This window comes from Bacillus crepusculi (assembly GCF_014764715.1).
GTDB lineage: Bacteria > Bacillota > Bacilli > Bacillales > Bacillaceae > Bacillus.
In genome coordinates this window covers 20,152-40,082 of the sequence record NZ_JACXXE010000007.1, presented here as the reverse complement: position 1 = coordinate 40,082, position 19,931 = coordinate 20,152, and the positions used below count along the sequence as shown (strand labels likewise).

General features: G+C 40.7%; 19 protein-coding genes and 1 riboswitch. Of the genes, 7 read left to right on the top strand and 12 right to left on the bottom strand.

Translation table 11 applies throughout. From position 1 onward, the window contains the following. Positions 1 to 20 precede the first annotated feature (20 nt). The 7 genes from IEE86_RS13115 to IEE86_RS13085 all read right to left on the bottom strand — a co-directional run bounded on the left by IEE86_RS13115 (position 21) and on the right by IEE86_RS13085 (position 5,130). A complete protein-coding gene (locus IEE86_RS13115; protein WP_099727399.1) occupies positions 21 to 221 on the bottom strand; it encodes an NETI motif-containing protein in 201 nt (66 codons plus the stop codon). After that, positions 218 to 772 (bottom strand): DUF2179 domain-containing protein, encoded by a 555-nt coding sequence (locus IEE86_RS13110; protein WP_191097614.1) that lies wholly within the window; start codon positions 770 to 772, stop codon positions 218 to 220. The genes IEE86_RS13115 and IEE86_RS13110 overlap by 4 nt, the downstream gene beginning before the upstream one ends. A gap of 200 nt (positions 773 to 972) precedes the next feature. Beyond that, positions 973 to 1,764, bottom strand: coding sequence for a hypothetical protein (locus IEE86_RS13105; protein ID WP_191097613.1), 792 nt, complete (start codon positions 1,762 to 1,764; stop codon positions 973 to 975). A gap of 221 nt (positions 1,765 to 1,985) precedes the next feature. Beyond that, entirely contained in the window at positions 1,986 to 2,165 is a 180-nt protein-coding gene (locus IEE86_RS13100) for a YezD family protein (RefSeq protein ID WP_191097612.1), read from the bottom strand. 11 nt (positions 2,166 to 2,176) lie between these two features. Continuing rightward, positions 2,177 to 2,338 (bottom strand): hypothetical protein, encoded by a 162-nt coding sequence (locus IEE86_RS13095; protein ID WP_166644707.1) that lies wholly within the window; start codon positions 2,336 to 2,338, stop codon positions 2,177 to 2,179. 215 nt (positions 2,339 to 2,553) lie between these two features. Continuing rightward, the gene (locus IEE86_RS13090) at positions 2,554 to 3,879 is read right to left on the bottom strand and encodes an NCS2 family permease (protein ID WP_191097611.1); all 1,326 of its coding nucleotides are present in this window, start codon (positions 3,877 to 3,879) and stop codon (positions 2,554 to 2,556) included. A 144-nt stretch (positions 3,880 to 4,023) separates the two neighbouring features. Next, positions 4,024 to 4,125, bottom strand: a riboswitch (purine riboswitch). Between the two features lie 126 nt (positions 4,126 to 4,251). Further along, entirely contained in the window at positions 4,252 to 5,130 is an 879-nt protein-coding gene (locus tag IEE86_RS13085) for a LysR family transcriptional regulator (RefSeq protein ID WP_191097610.1), read from the bottom strand. Positions 5,131 to 5,230: 100 nt separating this feature from the next. Between IEE86_RS13085 and IEE86_RS13080 the strand changes: the two genes are divergently transcribed. The 6 genes from IEE86_RS13080 to IEE86_RS13055 all read left to right on the top strand — a co-directional run bounded on the left by IEE86_RS13080 (position 5,231) and on the right by IEE86_RS13055 (position 10,882). Continuing rightward, a complete protein-coding gene (locus IEE86_RS13080; protein ID WP_191097609.1) occupies positions 5,231 to 6,415 on the top strand; it encodes an MFS transporter in 1,185 nt (394 codons plus the stop codon). Positions 6,416 to 6,515: 100 nt separating this feature from the next. Next, complete coding sequence (locus IEE86_RS13075; protein WP_191097608.1) at positions 6,516 to 7,106, top strand: GNAT family N-acetyltransferase; 591 nt, start codon at positions 6,516 to 6,518, stop codon at positions 7,104 to 7,106. After that, positions 7,103 to 7,555, top strand: a complete 453-nt coding sequence (locus IEE86_RS13070) for a LytTR family DNA-binding domain-containing protein (protein WP_191097607.1) — start codon at positions 7,103 to 7,105, stop codon at positions 7,553 to 7,555. The genes IEE86_RS13075 and IEE86_RS13070 overlap by 4 nt, the downstream gene beginning before the upstream one ends. A gap of 5 nt (positions 7,556 to 7,560) precedes the next feature. Continuing rightward, positions 7,561 to 7,971 carry a hypothetical protein gene (locus tag IEE86_RS13065; RefSeq protein WP_191097606.1) on the top strand — a complete coding sequence of 137 codons (411 nt, stop codon included), beginning with the start codon at positions 7,561 to 7,563 and terminating at the stop codon, positions 7,969 to 7,971. A gap of 95 nt (positions 7,972 to 8,066) precedes the next feature. Beyond that, entirely contained in the window at positions 8,067 to 8,783 is a 717-nt protein-coding gene (locus IEE86_RS13060) for a CPBP family intramembrane glutamic endopeptidase (protein ID WP_191097605.1), read from the top strand. Between the two features lie 194 nt (positions 8,784 to 8,977). Beyond that, positions 8,978 to 10,882, top strand: coding sequence for a hypothetical protein (locus IEE86_RS13055; protein WP_191097604.1), 1,905 nt, complete (start codon positions 8,978 to 8,980; stop codon positions 10,880 to 10,882). Between the two features lie 72 nt (positions 10,883 to 10,954). Here the strand turns inward: IEE86_RS13055 and guaA are convergent, their stop codons facing one another. From guaA to IEE86_RS13030, 5 genes are all read right to left on the bottom strand, one after another. Beyond that, positions 10,955 to 12,496, bottom strand: coding sequence for a glutamine-hydrolyzing GMP synthase (gene guaA, locus IEE86_RS13050; RefSeq protein ID WP_191097603.1), 1,542 nt, complete (start codon positions 12,494 to 12,496; stop codon positions 10,955 to 10,957). A gap of 185 nt (positions 12,497 to 12,681) precedes the next feature. Continuing rightward, the gene (locus IEE86_RS13045; protein WP_191097602.1) at positions 12,682 to 14,886 is read right to left on the bottom strand and encodes a transglutaminase TgpA family protein; all 2,205 of its coding nucleotides are present in this window, start codon (positions 14,884 to 14,886) and stop codon (positions 12,682 to 12,684) included. Between the two features lie 9 nt (positions 14,887 to 14,895). Next, positions 14,896 to 16,086, bottom strand: coding sequence for a DUF58 domain-containing protein (locus tag IEE86_RS13040; protein WP_191097601.1), 1,191 nt, complete (start codon positions 16,084 to 16,086; stop codon positions 14,896 to 14,898). Beyond that, positions 16,083 to 17,045, bottom strand: a complete 963-nt coding sequence (locus IEE86_RS13035; RefSeq protein WP_191097600.1) for an AAA family ATPase — start codon at positions 17,043 to 17,045, stop codon at positions 16,083 to 16,085. Before IEE86_RS13035 ends, IEE86_RS13040 begins: the two co-directional genes overlap by 4 nt. Before the next feature lie 102 nt (positions 17,046 to 17,147). After that, positions 17,148 to 18,047 (bottom strand): cation diffusion facilitator family transporter, encoded by a 900-nt coding sequence (locus IEE86_RS13030; RefSeq protein WP_191097599.1) that lies wholly within the window; start codon positions 18,045 to 18,047, stop codon positions 17,148 to 17,150. Positions 18,048 to 18,529: 482 nt separating this feature from the next. Between IEE86_RS13030 and gabP the strand changes: the two genes are divergently transcribed. Continuing rightward, a complete protein-coding gene (gene gabP, locus IEE86_RS13025; protein ID WP_191097598.1) occupies positions 18,530 to 19,918 on the top strand; it encodes a GABA permease in 1,389 nt (462 codons plus the stop codon). The last annotated feature ends 13 nt before the right edge of the window (positions 19,919 to 19,931 follow it).

The window sequence follows — 19,931 nt, the reverse complement described above, 5'->3', positions numbered from 1 at the left end:
CGTCGTTTTAATGTTCGGATTTAGACTATTTTTCCTTCAAATACGATTTTTTTCCCAATCGGAATGATCTGAATCGACCCATTTTCCTTCTTTTCCTGAAAAATGGGCTCCTCCATTCGACGGACAGGTGAATAGCCTTCCTCTGCCATCTGGGACAACACTTGGTCGATCGTCATGTTGTCTTCCACGTAGAATTTTTTCTTCTTTGGTTTTGCGGTCATTCTTTAATTCTCCTTTTCTTCACAGCCTTCACCCAGAAGCCGCCGTGAATCGATTTAGGCTCATATGAAATGATAAACGCCTTTGAATCCAGCGTTTTAATCGTTTCATATAATTGCAGCTCATATTTTCTCGGTGTTAAAATTTGCAACGCTGTCCGGTCTCCTTCAAGACCGCCTGCTACCCAGCTGGTGACGCCATATCCTTTTTCTCTCAATTGTCTTGGGAGATCGACATCCAATTCTTTTGTAATCACATTAACCGTTGTGTAGCCAAGTGCCAGCTTCTCTTCAATTTTCATCCCGACAATGATCCCCATCCCATAGCCTAGCGCATACGCAATGATATTTTGTACTTGATCTAAGTTATCAAGTACGATACTTAACCCAATCACATAAATGAGCATTTCGATCGTACCAGCAAAAGCAGCTGCGTACCGTCTGCCTTTCATTGTTAAAATCAAACGCATGGTGGAAAAAGAGACATAGACAATATTAATCACTAAAATGATCAAAACCATGGTGAACGCATTGGATAAAAGTTGTTGAAGCACGATTCGAACCCCCTGCACTAAAAATCAAATAAAGCACCCCATATTCTACTAGAGAACATACCTTGATACAATCAAATTTGCGCGAGAAAAACACATCTATCTTTCGACATCAAGGGTGGTCTTTGTTACCAAGAGTTTACCCGTTTTTTCCTCTTCTCAACATAAAAACCCCCTTTATGAAAAAAGGAGGTTCACGATGTTTATCCAAACCGGACAGGAACAAGTGATGGAATCAAATATTCTCCAACAATGCCCCAAAGCAGCGCAATGATGATGAGCTCAACCAATAAAAAGACCCATCCAGCATACATCAAATCTCCGCGCATGCCTTCATGCTCTGATTGAATCGAATGAAACAGCACCACCGCTATTAACTGGAGACCGAAAAACATCATCACGGATAATATGACAGTCACGTATGGAATATTCAGCATGGCAAATACAAGCCAAAAGATGGATAAAACCAAAACCGGCACAAGCGCAGCGCCAAACTTCATGATCACTTCTTTCAGTGATATGTTTCCTTTTAGCATGTACTTTCCGAGCAGCCAGACGGTAAGCATCATCAATGTCAACAGAATGAGTGTAAAGACCGCTACCTTCAAAAAGGCGTCGCCAAAAGAATAATGAATGCCAAAGCCTAATAAGCGGGTCTTTGACGCCTTTAATTGAACATAGTTGCCTAAAGCAAAAAACACGCTGAATAACACAATCGAGATCCAGGCGTACTTCATACGCAATGTTTCCGCTTGATTAATGGCCTGGCTCGGTGATTTTAACATCGCCAGTCCATATGAACCATAACGCTTAAACGCGCCTCCTACACCTTGCAGTATACGCTGGATAGCTGAACGCTCATCATCCGCTGATTTTGAGGTTCTTCCTCGTTTTGCAGCGCTGCGACTGAGGCGGGATTGCCTTGTTTCTTGATCTATTGATGACTCTTCGTTTTTCTTTTCAGATGTCCCCTGATCTTGATCTTTCTCTAACATCTCATATCAACTCCTATCCAATCCTTACAGTGCTCAAGTGCATGAACTGTTCGGATGACTCCTCTTAAAGTAGCGGAGTCTCTCTATTCAGTCAAGATTCCTTGACGTTCATACGAATAGACGGATAAAAGGTAGCAGAGGTTTTAAAATGGAGAGAAAATAAGACAAAACAAAAAAGCTGACGGCCTCCATCAGCTTTTTATCAATGTTGAAATTCATGGTCAACGATATTGACTCCGCTTTCCTTGCGGGACCCGGAGATTCTCCTGATGAGCGGGGAACCGAGTCTTTTTGGTCGTATCAACCTGTGTAATATGTCCATTATGAATGGTGATGACCACTGATCCATAGTCGATCCCTTTTAAGGCAGATAAAATATAATTCAGCTTTTGTTCATCCATCGCTCATCCCCCTATTTTTGTTTTCGCTCTTTTAAATAGAGAACCTCATTTTCCAGCTCATGAATCGTATAATGCATGAGCGCTTCCTGTTTTTCCTCATGCCCCCATAAAAGGAGCTTTTGAATCAGCACCTGCTTTTTCCGTTCAATCACCTGTCTAAGCCAGCGTGACACAAGACATCTCCTCCCCTTTTTAATGAATGTGTAACAGAAAAAAGGCACCCTGAAACCTTCTATTGAAAAAAGGAAATCAAAGCGCCTTTGGTGATCCAATCAGCGAATTATGTCTTTTTATCATAAACACATAATTCCTATAAGTCAACTATGTTTTTATTTTTCCTCAACAAAAAAACAGCAGCTAACACGAGCGGCTGTTTTGGGTGAAATCATTAATGATTCAAGAAAGCAAAGTATAGAATAAAAATGACAAACAATCCGTACATAATTGGATGCACTTCCTTGGCTTTCCCTTTAAAGATCATGGTGATCGGGTAGAAAATAAAGCCAACCGCAATCCCTGTTGCAATACTGTATGTCAGTGGCATCATAATCATCGTTAAGAAAGCTGGTACCGCAATTTCAAAACGATCCCATGCAATCTTCGCCAGCGGAGCGACCATCAGCGCACCGACAATAATTAAAGCAGGTGCAGTCACATTCGATGTAACGATGGATAAAAGCGGTGAGAAGAACATCGCAAGCAAGAAGAAAATACCTGTGACGACGGCTGCAAAACCAGAACGCGCACCAGCAGCAACACCTGAGCTAGATTCTACATAAGACGTCGTTGTAGATGTTCCAAGGACAGAACCGACGACGATAGAAGAAGAATCCGCCAGCAGTGCTCTTCCTGCACGCGGCAGCTCATTATTTTTCATTAAACCAGCCTGTGTTGCCACAGCCACAAGTGTACCAGCTGTATCAAAGAACCCAACGAATAGGAAGGTTAAAATCACGACAAGCATTTGAATCGAGAAGATTTCTGGTAAATGAATCAAGGCTTGACCAAAGGTTGGAGACAAGCTTGGAATACTTCCTACAATTTGAGACGGTACTGGTACAAGACCAAAGATCATCCCGGCAATAGCTGTCACAAGCATCCCAATGAAGACACCTGCATTGACGCGAAGAACCATTAAAATGACGGTCACAACGATACCAAACACCGTTAACAGGACAGGACCACTATGAATGTTTCCAATCGAAACGAGCGTATTATCATTATTGGCGATAATGCCAGAGCCCTGCAAACCGACAAACGTAATGAACAAACCAATACCCGCACCCACTGCCAGCTTTAGCTCAGCCGGAATGGCATTGATGATTTTTTCACGGAAACCTGTTAAAGAAAGGGCGACGAAAATCAATCCTGAAACAAAAACACCTGATAATGCTGCCTGCCATGAGATGCCCATACCAAGAACAACCGAGAAGGCGAAGAAGGCATTCAGACCCATACCGGGTGCAATCGCAATCGGATACCTGGCGATCAATCCCATCAGGATACACCCGGCAGCAGAGGCTAACGCCGTCGCTGTAAAGACAGCACCCTGATCAATTCGTAATTTATCTGGAAAATCCGGTACTGCCACTAAAGCAAGTGTGATCGGATTGACAAACAAGATGTAAGCCATCGACAAAAATGTGGTTAAACCGCCGATGATCTCTCTGCGATAATTTGTTCCTAACTCATCAAACTGAAAAAACTGTTTCAAAGCCAACTGACTCCCTTCATGTCCTTTTGCTTTAGTCTGTCCCATTCACAAGTCAAATAAAAAACGCCCCAACAATTTTGGGACGCTTGACTACAATGTGAATTCAGACCGTGACATCAAACAAGAACAATGCATGATTTATATCAAACGAGTGTGAATTGACGTAGTCAAGCCATTTACGGTAGCTTGGTAGAAACTTGCGGGCCATATCCCCGCGATTATACGACTTCTATCTATTTGATTTCTGTGTCTATTGTACCAACTTCATTTTTAAAACACAATATGAAAAGCGAACATTTTTCAAAGAAATGTCCGCTTCATTCGTCTTATTACACGAATTTGGAAATTCACATCTAGTTCTTTATACACCCATCACTGAATTCTTGTAAAAACCGTTTCAGCTACATCGAAAAAAGCCTTCACAGCAGGAGAAGCTTGCGTGAGCGATGGACAGGCAAGCGCCACCTCACGATGATGCGATACATTCAGATGACTGATCTGCACAAGTTGCTGCGTTTTCAGGAATAAATCAGGGCCTATCGTCACACCAAGTCCTTCCCCAACCATGCGGGCAATGGTCGTACAATCATGCACTTCAAATAAAATAGACGGCTTGATTTGTGCCTCTGAAAAAATATCCTCTACATGGGATTGATACATGCCAGTTGGCATAATAAACGGTTCATCCGCTAATTCTTCCATATCTACAATTGGCTGCTGCTTAAAACGATGATTTTCGTGATAGGCGACCACCATTTTATCTTTTATGAGTGGCAGCAGATCAAAGGCTTCATCCGCTTTACCTTTTACAACAAAACCAACATCAATAATGCCAGAATCGAGCCACTCCAATATTTCCTCATATGTCCCCTCATAGAACTTAAATTCAATCTTTGGATGCTTTTTCTGATAGCTCACAAGCAGTTTTGGCAATAAACAAGCGGATGCACTGGCAAATGTTCCAATCCGAATCAAGCCAGATTCAATATTTTTGGTGAGCGCAATTTCCTGCTGAATTTTCTCTACTCTATTTAGCACTTCTCTTATATGCGGAAGAAGGGTTTCGCCAGTGTCTGTCAGCGTTATGCCCTTTTTTCGGTCACGCACGAATAAAGACACGCCCCACTCCGTCTCTAAACTTGCCACCGCATGACTCACGGCAGACTGCGTCATATTTAATGCTTCAGCTGCAGCTGTAAAACTGCCTAGCTCGACCACCTTAGCCATCGTCTCGAATCGAACAAAGCTCATGAGTATTCACTCATCCCTTTCATGAAAAACATCAATTTTACTTATGTTAGCACGGAATTTAAAATGAATACAACGTTTCAACATAAAGGAAGGGTTCAAAATGAAAAGTAAATCTTATCCATTGCTCATATTACTTTTAGCCGTCGGTTCCTTCGTCACAGGCACTTCAGAATTTGTCGTATCAGGCATACTGGACATCATTTCTGACGATCTGCACATCTCAATCCCTGTTGCGGGTCAGCTCATCACCATCTATTCTCTTTTTTATGCCGTGGGTGCCCTCTTTTTAGTCATGGCCACATCGAAATTGAATCGAAAAAAGGTTCTTTTATCGGCTATTTCCATGTTTATAGCAGGTAATGTGCTTGCCTTTTTTAGCCATCACTTTATGCTGCTCATGCTTTCGCGGGTCATCATGGCCATGAGTGGCGGCTTATATATTGTGCTCGCAACAAATTATGCAGCGCAGCTCGCCCCACCAGAAAAAAAGGGAAGTGCGATGGCAACGGTTATTACTGGGTTTACAGTTTCACTCGTACTTGGTGTGCCAATCGGGACATTTTTATCAGGCCATGTGGATTGGCATTATATTTTTCTTATCATCGCGCTAGGTACTGCTTGTCTCTTGATACTTCTTTATCAATTACTGCCACGCATGGAGGGGCATTCTCATCTGCCATTGAAGCAGCAATTACACATCCTTCAAGACAAAAGGGTGATCAGCGGCTTAGCAACGACAGCCTTTTGGATCTTAGGCTACACAATGGTCTTCGCTTATATCTCTCCATTATTGCGACAGACCGCCGGCTTTTCTCTTGAAATGACTAGTATCGCTTTACTCATTTTAGGAATTTCCGCTTTTATCGGCTCACGCTTTGGTGGCTTTGCCGTCGATCAATGGGGACCAAACCGAACCATCTCGATCAGCATCATGATCCAGATGTTGTCCTTATTTGTGCTCTTTTTTACGCAATTCTCTACAGCAGGTGTCTTGATCACTCTCGCCATATGGGGCATCGCTACTTGGACCACAACCCCAGCGAAGCAATTTTATCTCATCTCCCTAAAACCCCAAGCATCAGAAACCGTGCTAAGCTTTAATACCGCGATCATGAACATTGGCATGATGCTTGGATCATCAATGGGCGGTGTAATGATTCAATATTCAAACATAACGAATTTAAGCTGGATTGGCGGATTAGCAAGCCTTGTAGCGCTGATGATGATTTGGTATTCGTTTTATTTACACGAACGCACCCAACGAAAGACACAGGAAAACCAATAGAAAACATTTCAATTTTTGGTATGATGGAAGAAACTGATTAAAGGGTTTTTTTATTGTAAGGCATGTACAGAACAAAAGCCATCACATGGAGGATAAACGAATGACCCCAATCACATTCCCCTCATCATTTCCAACAATACATACCGAAAGACTAATTTTAAAACAAGCAACAATGGCAGATGCTGAGGATATGCACCTCTACTTATCAAATGAAACCGTGTGCCGCTATATGGGAATCGATGCTCATCAATCGATCGAAGAAACGAAAGAAGAAGTCGATTGGTATAACCAAATCTTCAAGGAACAAACAGGAATTAGGTGGGGTATTTCCTTAAAAGGAGATACGACCATCATCGGCAGCTGCGGCTTTCTCAATCTAGAAAAACAGCACCGCCGTACGGAATTTGGCTATGAATTACACCATGATCATTGGAGAAAAGGCATTATGAAGGAAGCGATTACTGCGGTGTTGCGATATGGATTTCAGGAAATGAACCTAAATCGGATTGAAGCCATTATTGATCCAGCAAATACGTCCTCTGTTCAATTATTGGAGAAGATCGAATTTGTAAGAGAGGGTTTATTGAGGGAGTATGAATTGGGGCAAAAGAGGTTCGATGATGTGTATATGTATTCGATTTTTAAGAGAGATTACGAAAAATCCTATTTTAGACAGAGGAGAAACAAATGAAAACGGATATTCAATTCATTCAAAAGCCGCAATCAGAGTATGTTTCTTTTCATATTTATGAGCTCAATCCGGCGATTGAAAAACTTGTCCAGCAAGTGGAGCAGTCAGCCCCCTATTTCTTAGCACAAGAACCTACGAAAGAAAGAGTGAAAAAGGTCTATTATCACGACATTTTATATATAGAAAGTGTTGATAAAAGATCGTTCTTGTATACATCAGATGGAGTGTTTCTCTTAAAGGAAAAGTTATTTGAACTTGAAGAACTGCTTGAAGCGCATGATTATGTCAGGATTTCAAAATCGATGATTCTGAATATAGATTCTATTGCCGCTATTTCTCCTAAAACAAGCGGTCGTTTTGAAGCACGGCTTACAAATGAGGAAAAGGTGATGATTTCACGTTTTTATATTCAATCATTAAAAGAGAAACTTGGGTTACGGAGGAAGTGAACAGGATGAAACGTTATATCACAAATCTTTTGATCACATTTTGCATGATCTTTACTGCCTTAGTGCTGATTTACTGTTTTACGTTTGGAGCGATGCCTATTTACATTTTACAAGCCATCATGTTCAGTTCCTTTTTTTCAAGCGCCCTGACCTTCTTGCTATACCCAAAGCAAACGTACAGTCATAAACGGATTCTTTTCCAACAAATTCTTTATATCGTCCTTGTGATGTGTATGATTATAACAACCCTCATTATTGTCAGCGGTGAAATCAGCCCACTTTCGTTTATCGTGAATTTTCTTGTGGTCATGGCTTTATTCTTTGTAATTAAGTACCTATTGTATAAAAAAGATCAAGCAACCGCTGAGGAAATCAACGATCTTTTACAGCAGCGAAAGAAACGAACAACTTCTTAATATGCATCTTGGGGCTAAAAATTGACATGTTAGAAAGATTTGATTGAGGCTCCTTCTTGATTCCGCTACTCTGACGTTAGAGGAGGAATCAAAACATGAAACCAATGACAATCATTCGAAAATCTGTGCTTCTACTGCTGTTTTCTTTAATCATTCCAACAAGTGCAGGTATCTATATATCCATCAAAGAAGTAACCGATCCAATGAACATCTATATCATCAATGGCTGCGCGATGCTGGCTGGCTGTCTCTTTCTTCTATTGATTATTCAGAAAAGCCGTTTTCACTTAAAAGAAATAGGTTTTCGAAAAGGCTCTCTCGGTATGTGGATATTTCCTATCCTTATCATCGAGGCCATTCCGTTTATTGCTGGATTCAACAAGGATTTAACTGTTTCTTCCTTTCTAGCACTTTGTTTCTTCATGGTGTGTGTCGGTCTTTTTGAAGAAGGAATTTTTCGCGGCATTCTGTTCCAATATTTAAAACAAATCAACTTGAGCACTGCCATATGGGGCTCCGCCGTCCTATTCGGTCTTGGTCATGCTGCGAATCTACTAAGCGGAAAAAGCATCACATTAACAGTGGCACAAATCTTATTCGCCTTTTTATTTGGATTCGTTGTAGCTGAAATCGTGGCACTCACGAACAGCTTGCAATGGGTGATCTTATGGCATACCGTTCATAATATCGTGGATCAAACCACAAATGGGCAAACGCCTGTGGAATTACAAATGCTTTTACTTTCGATTCAATGTGTCATTTTGCTTGTTCTTGCGGTGGTGTTGTGGAGAAGATTAGGAATGAAAAGTTAAAGCAACTCCTCAATCTATGAAGCGAAGAACGAAATCAATCAACTCTTTGTTTTTTTATCCTTTCATATGATGCGAACCCACAAGTAAAGTATTTGATGTGAAAAATCGCATCCATCTGAACATTTAATACGTAGTTTTATAATGAAAAGATATAGAAATCTACCTTTATATTAATTTAAGAATGAGGTGTTGTTTTGCAATTAGCTATATTTAACGAAGACCCTTTGTATAGTGAAGCTCTAGAGTATTGGTATGAAAAATGGAATTCTCTTTCAAATGAAGTTAAAAATGGAGAGATAGGAATTGATGTAATTAATATCAGGATGGTTCTACTAGATATCAGGAATGAGTATGAGTTAAATAAATTTGAAAGTGAGAACAATCGGAAAGTTTATCTAAACTTAATAGAAAAGTTTCTCAAAGAACAACATATGCATTTATATAAAGATGAACTACTTATTTTAAAAAATTATTTAGAAAAGAAAAATGGACAAGCAGCTTATATTTTATCAAAAAAACTTTCAGAAATATTCTCTAATGAATCTTTTGCACAAATATTATTCGATGAATTACTAATATTACTTAAAAAGAAATCATTTTCAAAAGAACATAGAATTAAAATAAGTAATTTAACAAAAGATATCATAATAGATTTGGTAACTTCCGGAATGGATATAGACGATGTAAAAAAATTATGTGATGAAATTTTTAGATCCTATATCTTACAAAACGATGAAGAAATTATAATCTTATTTAAATATATTCCTGAAGAATTACCTGATATCCAGGCTAAAGAATATATTGATAATTTAAGCTTGGAAGATAGATTAAACATATTTAAAAAGAACTTGGTATTAGAGGAAGTTGATTATACTTTTATATTTCCCGTTTGGGGTATGCTAGTAGATGGAAACGAAACATTATTTGGTTTATCCATATACGATCCACTCCAAACACAAAAATTAGATAAAGAAGAATGGTCATACGAATTGTTTCCATTACCCCTAAAATCATCAGATGAAGTTGAAGATAATAAAAGTCGATGTAACGTAATTATTAATGTAAAAGCAACATCTATTAACATCGCAAAAAAACAAGCTGAAGAGAAATATTTTATTTTTTTAAATTTAATAAATTTAAAATTCGCATCAAAATATACAGAAGTATTTTGGGATGGACAATATATAGGAAAAAAAACAGACACTCAGCACAGTACCTTTGGTATAACCTCCCGTTCAAATAGAGATGAAAAAACTCTTAGAAGAAAACTCAGCAAAGATCACCCCATCTTTTTAAATAATGAAAAATATAAAGAAATGAACGATTATTCTAATTTAATTGATATACTTCAAAAGAGAAATATGTTTATTGAAGTGAATTCAATAATCAATGTGATTGAGCTCATGTCTAAGTCTATTTGGGAATCAGAAGAAAATAAACTTTTAAATTACTGGATTTGCCTTGAAAGTTTAGCTAATATCTCTAAAAAAAATAATGAAACTAAATTTACGTTTATTAAAGAAACTGTATCTAATATGTATTTTCTTTGGGAAAGATTTAGACCTATCCATAACCTCTTTTTATTAACTAGGCATTATACACAAGATGCACATAGAAATGATGAAACTATAAATATACCCACCGAATTTATCAAAGACGTCGGAATCTATGAATCATATAATGAAGACTCTAGAGTATCATTAATCAATTTCGATAAACGGAAACATGAATTATTATCATACACCACAAAGGTAAGCTTTTTAGATGAAATAGAGAATACCATTAACTTTTATAATGATAATAAAGAAGCAATACAAAGATTGAAAATTAAAAGAGATGAAGTTAAATTGACAATTGATTATATCTACAAGACTAGAAATCAAATTGTTCATAATGGTTATATTTCAAAAAAACTTATACCTTACTTGGTAAAATTTGCAGAAGCCTATGCAAACTCCTTATTACAAAGAGTTATAGATGTGTATATTGATAATGAATTTAATCTTCAAAATTATTTTATTAAGGAGCAATACGAAGGACTTAGATTAGAAAAAAAACTTTCTAATAAAGAATTTTATAAATTAGGATTAGAAAAATAAATATTTTGTTTGCAAATGCTTAAAAAAGAAAGCCCAGAACCCTTTTAATAAGGATTCTGGGCTTTCTTATTATTACTCCCACTCAATCGTAGCAGGTGGCTTACTCGTAATATCATAAACAACACGGTTCACATGCTTCACTTCATTCACAATACGAGTTGAGATCTTTTCAAGTACATCCCAAGGGATTCTTGCCCAGTCACTCGTCATACCGTCAATAGATGTAACAGCACGGATACCGATTGTGTAATCGTATGTTCTTGCGTCACCCATGACACCTACGCTGCGGATGTCTGGGAGGACTGTGAAGTATTGCCAGATGTCGCGCTCAAGGCCGAAGTTGGCAATTTCTTCGCGGAGAATCGCATCCGATTCACGAACAATTTCTAGTTTTTCTTCAGAAATTTCGCCTAGTACACGGATACCTAGTCCTGGACCTGGGAATGGCTGTCTCCACACGATGTCGTCAGGAATGCCAAGCTCTGAACCTAAGGCACGGACTTCATCCTTGAATAGCGTATTAAGTGGCTCAATCAATTCGAACTGCATGTCTTCTGGAAGACCGCCTACGTTGTGGTGAGATTTGATTGTTTGTGCCGTTGCTGTTCCGCTCTCAATGATATCTGTATAAAGTGTTCCTTGTGCTAAGTAGTCGATTCCTTTGAGCTTGTCCGATTCATCATCGAAGACATAAATGAATTCGTTACCGATGATTTTACGTTTTTGCTCAGGATCAGATACACCTTTTAGCTTGTTTAAGAAACGATCTTTCGCATCTACTTTAATCACGTTCATGTTGAAACCTTCGCTAAATGTCTTCATAACCCCTTCTGCTTCGCCTTTGCGAAGAAGACCGTGGTCAACGAAAATACATGTCAGCTGATCACCGATGGCTTTGTGGATCAATACAGCCACAACAGATGAATCTACACCGCCGCTTAGTGCGCACAATACTTGTTTGTCGCCTACTGTTTCACGGATTTTCTGCATTTCAATTTCAATGAAGTTCTCCATTGACCATTTACCATCACAATCACACACGCCGAAGACAAAGTTTTTCAATAGGTCGTTACCGTACTCAGAGTGACGAACCTCTGGGTGGAACTGAACGCCATAGAAATTCTTCTCAGCTAAGCTCATCGCTGAGTTTGGACAATGTGCACTTGTTGCATCAACTGTAAAGCCTTCTGGTACTTCAACGACGAGGTCACCATGGCTCATCCAAACGACTTGATCAGTCGGAAGGTCTTTGAATAAAGCAGGTGTTCCGTTAATGTGGATATCTGCTTTTCCATATTCACGCTGGCTTGCTGCTTCTACTTTCCCGCCTAAATAGTGAGTCATCAGCTGCATGCCGTAGCAAATGCCTAAAATCGGAATGTCTAGATCAAAAATCTTTTCATCACAGCGGAAAGATCCTTCATCATAAACACTGTTCGGTCCGCCAGAAAGGATGATTCCTTTAGGCGCCATTTCTTTAATTTCTTCAGCAGTTAAAGTGTGCGGATGAAGCTCACTGTACACACCAAATTCACGAATACGGCGTGTGATCAGCTGATTGTACTGACTGCCGAAATCGAGAACCAAAATCATTTCATTTACTAAATTTGTCATGGTGTCACCTCTATGTCCAATATAGTTTTTATAAACGCACAGAAAAAATGAGAGGAGAAAACCTGCTCTCAGTGTGAATCACGCTTTTGAAGCGCCCAGACTCACATCCGAGCGCTTCAATTTCATGTATTTTAGAAGGTTTTAATATTCACCTATTCTAACAACAGGAAGGTACGCGGTCAAGACTATCTCCTGTTTATTAAATTTTCCCATAACTTTGCGGATTGCCGCCAAAGCGCCGCTACATCTTCTCGTCGATAGAGCGCACGCTCATAGAGCTGCGTCAGCTCTGACATGTCATGATCTCCATCCTTCTCATCAATCAAAGAAGCGAATTCTCTTAGCGTCATACCTGGTTTTTTCTCGATTCCCCTGCGCCCAAGTTGCTTTAATAGAGCAGCATACGCATAGAAGAATGCTTCCTCATCTGGCAGACGTTTCACCTTTCTTACAATCAAGAATGGCAGCCATCTTGCTCTCAATCGATAAAGCAACCAGCTGATGAATCCAAGAAGGACAATAGCTCCGGCCACATACCCTACGATTGAACCAACATGCACCATACTTGGCTTTGCTTGCGCTGTTTGTTCCTTTGGTTCTGACGGCTGCTCCGCTTCCTGCTGCTGCGGCTGGTCTTGCTGCTGTTCTTCGCTTGAATCAGAACTAGACTGATCCTCTTCTTCCTTTTGATCATCCGTTTGATCGCTAGCAGTGGTTTCATTCGTAAATGTTTCTGGGTTCGTAAATCCTTTTGTCGGTTCAAAGGTCACCCAGCCCCTGTTTGGAAAATAAACCTCTACCCATGAATGCGCATTGTTATTGGTCACTTCATACACATTGTTTCCATCCATCTGTGTTTCATATAACTGACCAGACGTATATCCTTTCACCCATCTCGCTGGAATCCCGATCGAGCGAAGCATCACAATCATAGAGGTTGAAAAATTATCACAGTAGCCCATCATCGTATCAAATAAAAATTGATCCACATAATCTTCGTTTCGACTAGGCACGGCGACATTTTGCGTTTCATATGAAAACTTCGCAGACCCTAAATAATCCTCAATCGCTTTGGCTTTATCATACATATTATCCTTCGTTTCCGTTAAGCTGTTTGCCAAAGTTTTCACACGCTCTGGGAGTGAGGATGGAAGCTGCAAATATTCACGTCCGACCTGCTGATTCACCTGCTGCTTGGTCGGCACTTTGATCCGCTGCAAGTCCTCAAGGATAAATGTAGGTGATAAGAAGCTGACTTGATAGTTCCCTAAATTTTTCGGCGAGTTTTGAATAGACGGCACAATTTTCTCTGTTTTGCCTATCATTTGCAGCGGGATATTTTCCATTGGCGTCAACCTGATCGTCCCAATTGGATAAACTGCATGATGAAAACGATAATCCGATTCCATATCGACTCTCGTTTCATGCTCCTCTGTTTTCACCTGCTCGGTAAACCAGCGGTTCGGCACCTCGTCGTCCTTTAACCGAGTAGGCTTCATATCATTTGAAGCATCCTCCCAGCCCTTTCCCGTGTAGATGCTTTTTGTTTCTACACGAAAATAAGACGGCTCCTTTCCGCTCCATTTAAAGACCGGTGTCCGGTCCTCACTAAACGGTCCGCCAAGCGACGAATCATCTGCACTATATCCCACCTTATTCTGCCCGGCTGCGTTATCTTGATTCGTGACCGCCTTAAAAAACGGGACAGGATCGGGCCATTTCGGATCAGACTTCGGCAAAGAAACGCCGAGTGACGCTGATACGAGAACAAGCGCCAGCATCGGTAAAAACCACTGAAGACGCGCTTTCTGCGAGACCCGAATGCCTTCAGCCGAACGCAGTCGATCAAAATACAGCAATCCGAGCAAACAAAAGCCAAACACCATAATTCGAACGATTGCAAAGGTCGCATCATATGGCGTAAACGTATCAAGGATCGTGACATACACAATCGTCATCAGTAAAAAGAAAAAGATACGCTGCTGATAGACCACCCAATAATGAAGCAAGTAAACAAGCAGCCACAGCAAAATATAAAACAACAATGTACGGAAAGACGGATACATGTCACTCCACATGCCAGTGCTCATGAACGTGATATTATCTTTCATATCAGCAAGTAAAGCAGCCGGAAAGCTTGGCTCTGATTGATAAAAGATCAAATATAAGGCAAGCAAAATCAGTCCAGCACAAATCGGAAACGTCACATACCACTTAAGACGAAAGAACGTAAACAAACACGTAAGCCCGATAAAAATGATGAAATAAGACGTATGACTCGTCTCTGTAAAATCCTGAAGTGGACGAAGCCACTCCCAAAGCAGCAGAAATGCTACAGCATAATAGATGAACAACTCAAAACGGCTTTGCCGCTGATGCGTATGCAGCATAAATGTTTGTCACCTCACAGTTCTTTCGTGCAGCCGGTCTTCAAATAAAAGGGTGGTACGTATTCCAGAAGCCTTGAGCCGGTCTACAAGCTGTTTTTCTTTTGTCGTCAATCGGTCCACGGCTCTCTTCACTAAAAGAACGGTGATGTTCTTTTTGTTTCGATGTCTAAGAAGACTGGTGACAAGCTCCTCCTGTAGCTGACCCGTGATGATATATTTTCCTGAATGCTGGTACTCACTCGCTGCTAACGATTGATATTCTAGTGCACGAAAAGGCTGATACTGCACCCTTGTCAAATAATAAAGCATGTCCTGTAAATGAAGTTCTCCTTGATCCACTCGAAAGGCATGCTGATCTCCTAGAGGTACAAGGCCTGACGGCACCCCTTTTTTCACAGCCGTTTGAAGAACAGAGGCTGCAATAGACACGACTGTTTCAAATACGGCTTCATCCGTAAAATCAGCAAACACCACAAGATCCTTTGTTTGATTCTGTTCAAACTCCTTCGTCATCAGCTGACCTCTTCTGGCCGTCGTTTTCCAGTCCACCCAAGCAAAACGGTCTCCTTGCTGGTATTCTCGCACGCCTGTCGTCACATTGGTCGGTTCATTTAACCACGAGTGCACCGCTTTGCCTCCATTTTCATTCACCGATTCAGTAGGTTCAACTGGAATATCCAGCAATTTTGGATACACAAGCAGCTTGTCTTCTAATGGAAGAATCACTTCTTTTTCAACAAACCCAAACATATCACCCGTTTTGATTCTAACCGCCGTTAATTGATGCTCTCCACGCACAATATCATCCAATTGATAAGAAAATCGCCACGTTTTCCGAAACCAGGGAAACAGCATTTGCTTCATTTCAATTTGTTCCTGCAAGTGGAAGGTATCCGGCGGATCATCCTCAATTAAGACGTACACATACGGAAATGGATTCGTTCGCTTGATGTCAATGTCAACAGACAGCACATCCCCCGCCTTCAACCGGGTGTGCTGCAATGTCCTTTTCGCTGTCGCGCGAAGCGGAACGAGCGCAAATAGCAAAGCATACAAAGCATATGGTAAACACGCATAAAAAAGGAACCAGCTTACAAAGCCGCCCTGAAACATGGCATAACAAAAGGCTGCGGCAGTGAGGATGATGAGCATCATCACCCGTAACCATAATGAAATAGCGAAACGGTCACGTGACGTCATTGCGTCATCGACTTTTGAACTGGTACGCCAATTTGCTCAAGCAGCTGTCGCAGCAGTGTCTCCGCCTTCTTCCCTTCATACGTCGCTTCTGATGTCAAAATCATTCGATGCGGCCATGTATATGGCGCCAAATACTGTACATCATCAGGAATGACATAATCACGCTGATTCAAAAGTGCATACGCCTGTGCCGCTTTCATGAGGGCGATCGATCCCCTTGGACTAACGCCTAAATAAACAGATGGATGATTCCGCGTCGCTTGAGCGATTTCCACAATATATTCTTTAATAGATGCATCCACATGAATGGTTTGAACAGCTTGCTGCAAAGCATGAATATGCTCCTTTGTCATCACAGCTTGAAGTGTATCGATCGGGGATTGCTTCTCCTGCAAGTTGAGCACTTCTAGCTCCTCTAGCATCGTTGGATACCCCATCTGCAGCTTGAATAAAAACCGGTCCATTTGCGCTTCTGGCAGCGGATAGGTTCCTTCATATTCCACTGGATTTTGTGTAGCCATGACAAAGAAAGGATCCGCAAGCGGCATCGTTTCTCCGTCCACAGTGACACTGCCCTCTTCCATCGCTTCAAGCAGTGCTGATTGTGTTTTAGGAGAGGTCCGATTGATCTCATCCGCCAAAATAATCTGCCCCATAATCGGTCCTTGCCTGAATTCAAATTCATTTGTCTTTTTATTATAAATCGACACACCTGTTACATCTGAAGGCAAAAGGTCAGGAGTGAACTGGATTCGCTTAAACTCACAGCCTATAGATTTTGCCAAAGCACGAACCATCATCGTCTTCCCTACGCCAGGCACATCCTCTAATAACACATGCCCCTTCGCCAAAATCGCAACAAGGCTTAATATCGTAATGTCTTTTTTCCCAACCATGACTTTATTGATGTTATCTACGATTTTTTGTAAATCTGAATGTATTGGTTCATCAAATGCCATCCTGATCCCCCTATCACGTTTCTGTCAAATTCCATATAGTCTAACTTTACCATACAACGCGCATTTGCATAAAATATCAACACGTATAAAAAAGAAGCCTTCTCACGATGGAAAAGACTTCTTCTCTTCTTTAGGCGCACTTGCTGGTTCCATATGAACATGAGAATGTAAAATATCATGTTCCTTTTTCATTCTACGTTCGATTTCATCTGCAATCTCATGGCTTTCTGCAATGTTTAAATGCGGCTCTACCTCAACCACCACATCTACATGGACTGTACTTCCAAGATAACGCGCCTTAATATCTTTCAAATCGCCCACTCCTGGTGTCTCCTCAATGGTCTCTTTATATTTTGACATATCTTTTATATGAAAGCCGTCTGTTAACGAATGAGAGGCATCTCTGAAAATCTCCCATGCCGTTTTACAAATAATTAAACCTATGACAAACGCAGCAAGCGTATCAATCCATGCCAGCTGAAATTGGGAGGCGATGATCCCTACAAATGTCCCAATACTCACATACGCATCTGATTTATTATCAGCAGCTGCCGCATGAAGTGCCTGGCTATTGATTCGTTTGGACAGATTGCGGTTGTAAATATACACACCGTACATCACAACAGCACTTCCTGCTGCCGTCCAAGCCGCAATCATATCAGGCGTTTGATGCTCAGATGAGAAAAGCGACTGGCCTGCACTCAGCAGAACCTGAAGCCCAACAAGCATCATAATAAAGGAAGCCACAAGTGACGCAATATTTTCTGCTCTAAAATGACCGTATGGATGATCTTCATCAGGCGGCTTTTGAGAAATACGCAGCCCAATCAATACAGCAAGAGATGCAATAATATCTGTCGTATTATTCAATCCATCTGCCGAAAGAGCCTCTGAATGAAACACATACCCAATAATGAGTTTCACCGCAGATAAGATCACATAGGCAATGATGCTGACCCAAGCACCTGTTTCACCTTGTTTTAATTCGTTATAGCGCTCCATGTCAAACCGCGCCTCCTCACACATCACTTTTCTATTATTTATCTTACAAAGCAAAGCCCGTGTGGGTCTACAGCAACATGATTCGCTTCTGTCAGCAAAATAGGATACATAGAAATGTGTTGACCTAAGCAAACTTATTTTTACAAGGTCAATTGATCTCAAAACCTTCTCCCATCAACCTTTTTCCAATTCGCCCCGTAATGGACATGAAACAAAATCACTCTTCGCGAGAAATTATCAGAATAATTTTATTTTGAGACACAACTTTCCCTCCTCCTATTTTATGCTATTTTTAAGAATGAGCTGAGGAAAAAGAGGGAACATAATCTCTCAAATCCTTTATAATTTTTAACATCATGTTAAGAGGTTTGAAAGGTCAGTTTGATAACCTGTCCAATGCTGAATGACAATTCAGTATGATAAAATTTAAAATATTCTAAAAACAAATTCTCTATGAAAGAGAAGTGTTTGGAGGTAAAGAAATGTCCAACATGACAAACGGTCTTCAAAAAAACCTTAAGACAAGACATATTTCAATGATCTCCATAGCAGGGGTCATTGGGGCAGGGCTATTTGTTGGTAGCGGCGCTGTCATTCATTCTGCAGGGCCTGGATCCATTCTTTCCTATTCGTTTGCCGGACTTCTGGTGATCTTTATTATGAGAATGCTTGGAGAAATGGCGTGTGCCTATCCAACAAGCGGTTCTTTCTCACAATATGCAAGCGACGCCATTGGCCCATGGGCTGGGTTTACAATCGGCTGGCTCTATTGGTTCTTCTGGGTGATCGTCATCGCCATCGAGGCCATTGCCGGTGCTGCCATTATTCAATATTGGTATGGAGATGCACCTGTTTGGCTCACAAGTCTTATCCTCACAATCCTCTTAACATTGACAAATATCTTTTCGGTTAAATCGTTTGGCGAATTTGAATATTGGTTTTCATTAATTAAAGTCGTCAGCATTATTCTCTTTCTACTTATTGGTTTTGCATTTATCTTTGGTTTTGGCGGTCATCATACCGCAGGTCTTGCCAATTTAACAGGGAACGGCGGTTTCCTTCCAAACGGATTCGGCTCTGTGCTGCTCGGGATCGTCGTCGTCATCTTTTCCTTCATGGGAACAGAAATTGTGGCAATTGCGGCTGGTGAATCAGCAGATCCTGTCAAATCGGTTACAACGGCTACTCGTTCTGTTGTATGGCGTATTATTGTTTTCTATGTCGGATCAATCGCCGTCGTTGTCACCCTACTCCCATGGAATTCAGCAAGTATTTTAACAAGCCCTTTCGTTGCTGTTTTAGAATACATCGGCGTCCCATCAGCCGCTCAAGTCATGAACGTCATTGTCTTAACAGCCGTTCTTTCTTGTTTAAACTCCGGCTTATACACAACGTCCAGAATGCTTTATTCATTAGCGGAAAGAGGCGAAGCCCCGAAACGCTTTATGAAAATCAGCAAGCGTGGTGTTCCTGTAGCGGCTACAGTCGCAGGTACCTTCTTTTCCTATATTGCCGTCATGATGAACTACTTTTATCCTGAAACCATCTTTTTGTTCTTAGTCAATGCATCTGGCGCGATTGCACTTCTTGTCTACTTGGTCATTGCTGTTTCGCAATTAAGAATGCGCCGTAAAATCGAAAAGGAAAATCCAGAACAACTTAAAATCAAAATGTGGCTGTTCCCATACCTCACGTACTTTACCATTTTGGTCATTTGCGCTATCTTGGCCTCTATGCTGTTTATCGAATCAATGAGACCACAGCTCATTTTGACGAGTATCATTACCTTTGGTGTGCTAGCTGCCTATTTTATCTTTAAACCGAATAAAAAGGTGCCTGCAAATGCGGCGCTTGAAAATAAACACCCTTAATTCTCCCGCTGAA

What these genes read in the sequence shown, in the direction of transcription:
- IEE86_RS13080 (WP_191097609.1), top strand. Translation starts at nt 5,231, where the DNA reads ATGAAAAGTAAATCTTATCCATTGCTCATATTACTTTTAGCCGTCGGT.
- IEE86_RS13070 (WP_191097607.1), top strand. Translation starts at nt 7,103, where the DNA reads ATGAAAACGGATATTCAATTCATTCAAAAGCCGCAATCAGAGTATGTT.
- IEE86_RS13030 (WP_191097599.1), bottom strand. Translation starts at nt 18,047, where the DNA reads ATGGAGCGCTATAACGAATTAAAACAAGGTGAAACAGGTGCTTGGGTC.
- IEE86_RS13100 (WP_191097612.1), bottom strand. Translation starts at nt 2,165, where the DNA reads ATGGATGAACAAAAGCTGAATTATATTTTATCTGCCTTAAAAGGGATC.
- gabP (WP_191097598.1), top strand. Translation starts at nt 18,530, where the DNA reads ATGTCCAACATGACAAACGGTCTTCAAAAAAACCTTAAGACAAGACAT.
- IEE86_RS13065 (WP_191097606.1), top strand. Translation starts at nt 7,561, where the DNA reads ATGAAACGTTATATCACAAATCTTTTGATCACATTTTGCATGATCTTT.
- IEE86_RS13040 (WP_191097601.1), bottom strand. Translation starts at nt 16,086, where the DNA reads ATGACGTCACGTGACCGTTTCGCTATTTCATTATGGTTACGGGTGATG.
- IEE86_RS13060 (WP_191097605.1), top strand. Translation starts at nt 8,067, where the DNA reads ATGAAACCAATGACAATCATTCGAAAATCTGTGCTTCTACTGCTGTTT.
- IEE86_RS13045 (WP_191097602.1), bottom strand. Translation starts at nt 14,886, where the DNA reads ATGCTGCATACGCATCAGCGGCAAAGCCGTTTTGAGTTGTTCATCTAT.
- IEE86_RS13115 (WP_099727399.1), bottom strand. Translation starts at nt 221, where the DNA reads ATGACCGCAAAACCAAAGAAGAAAAAATTCTACGTGGAAGACAACATG.
- IEE86_RS13085 (WP_191097610.1), bottom strand. Translation starts at nt 5,130, where the DNA reads ATGAGCTTTGTTCGATTCGAGACGATGGCTAAGGTGGTCGAGCTAGGC.
- IEE86_RS13035 (WP_191097600.1), bottom strand. Translation starts at nt 17,045, where the DNA reads ATGGCATTTGATGAACCAATACATTCAGATTTACAAAAAATCGTAGAT.
- IEE86_RS13105 (WP_191097613.1), bottom strand. Translation starts at nt 1,764, where the DNA reads ATGTTAGAGAAAGATCAAGATCAGGGGACATCTGAAAAGAAAAACGAA.
- guaA (WP_191097603.1), bottom strand. Translation starts at nt 12,496, where the DNA reads ATGACAAATTTAGTAAATGAAATGATTTTGGTTCTCGATTTCGGCAGT.
- IEE86_RS13075 (WP_191097608.1), top strand. Translation starts at nt 6,516, where the DNA reads ATGACCCCAATCACATTCCCCTCATCATTTCCAACAATACATACCGAA.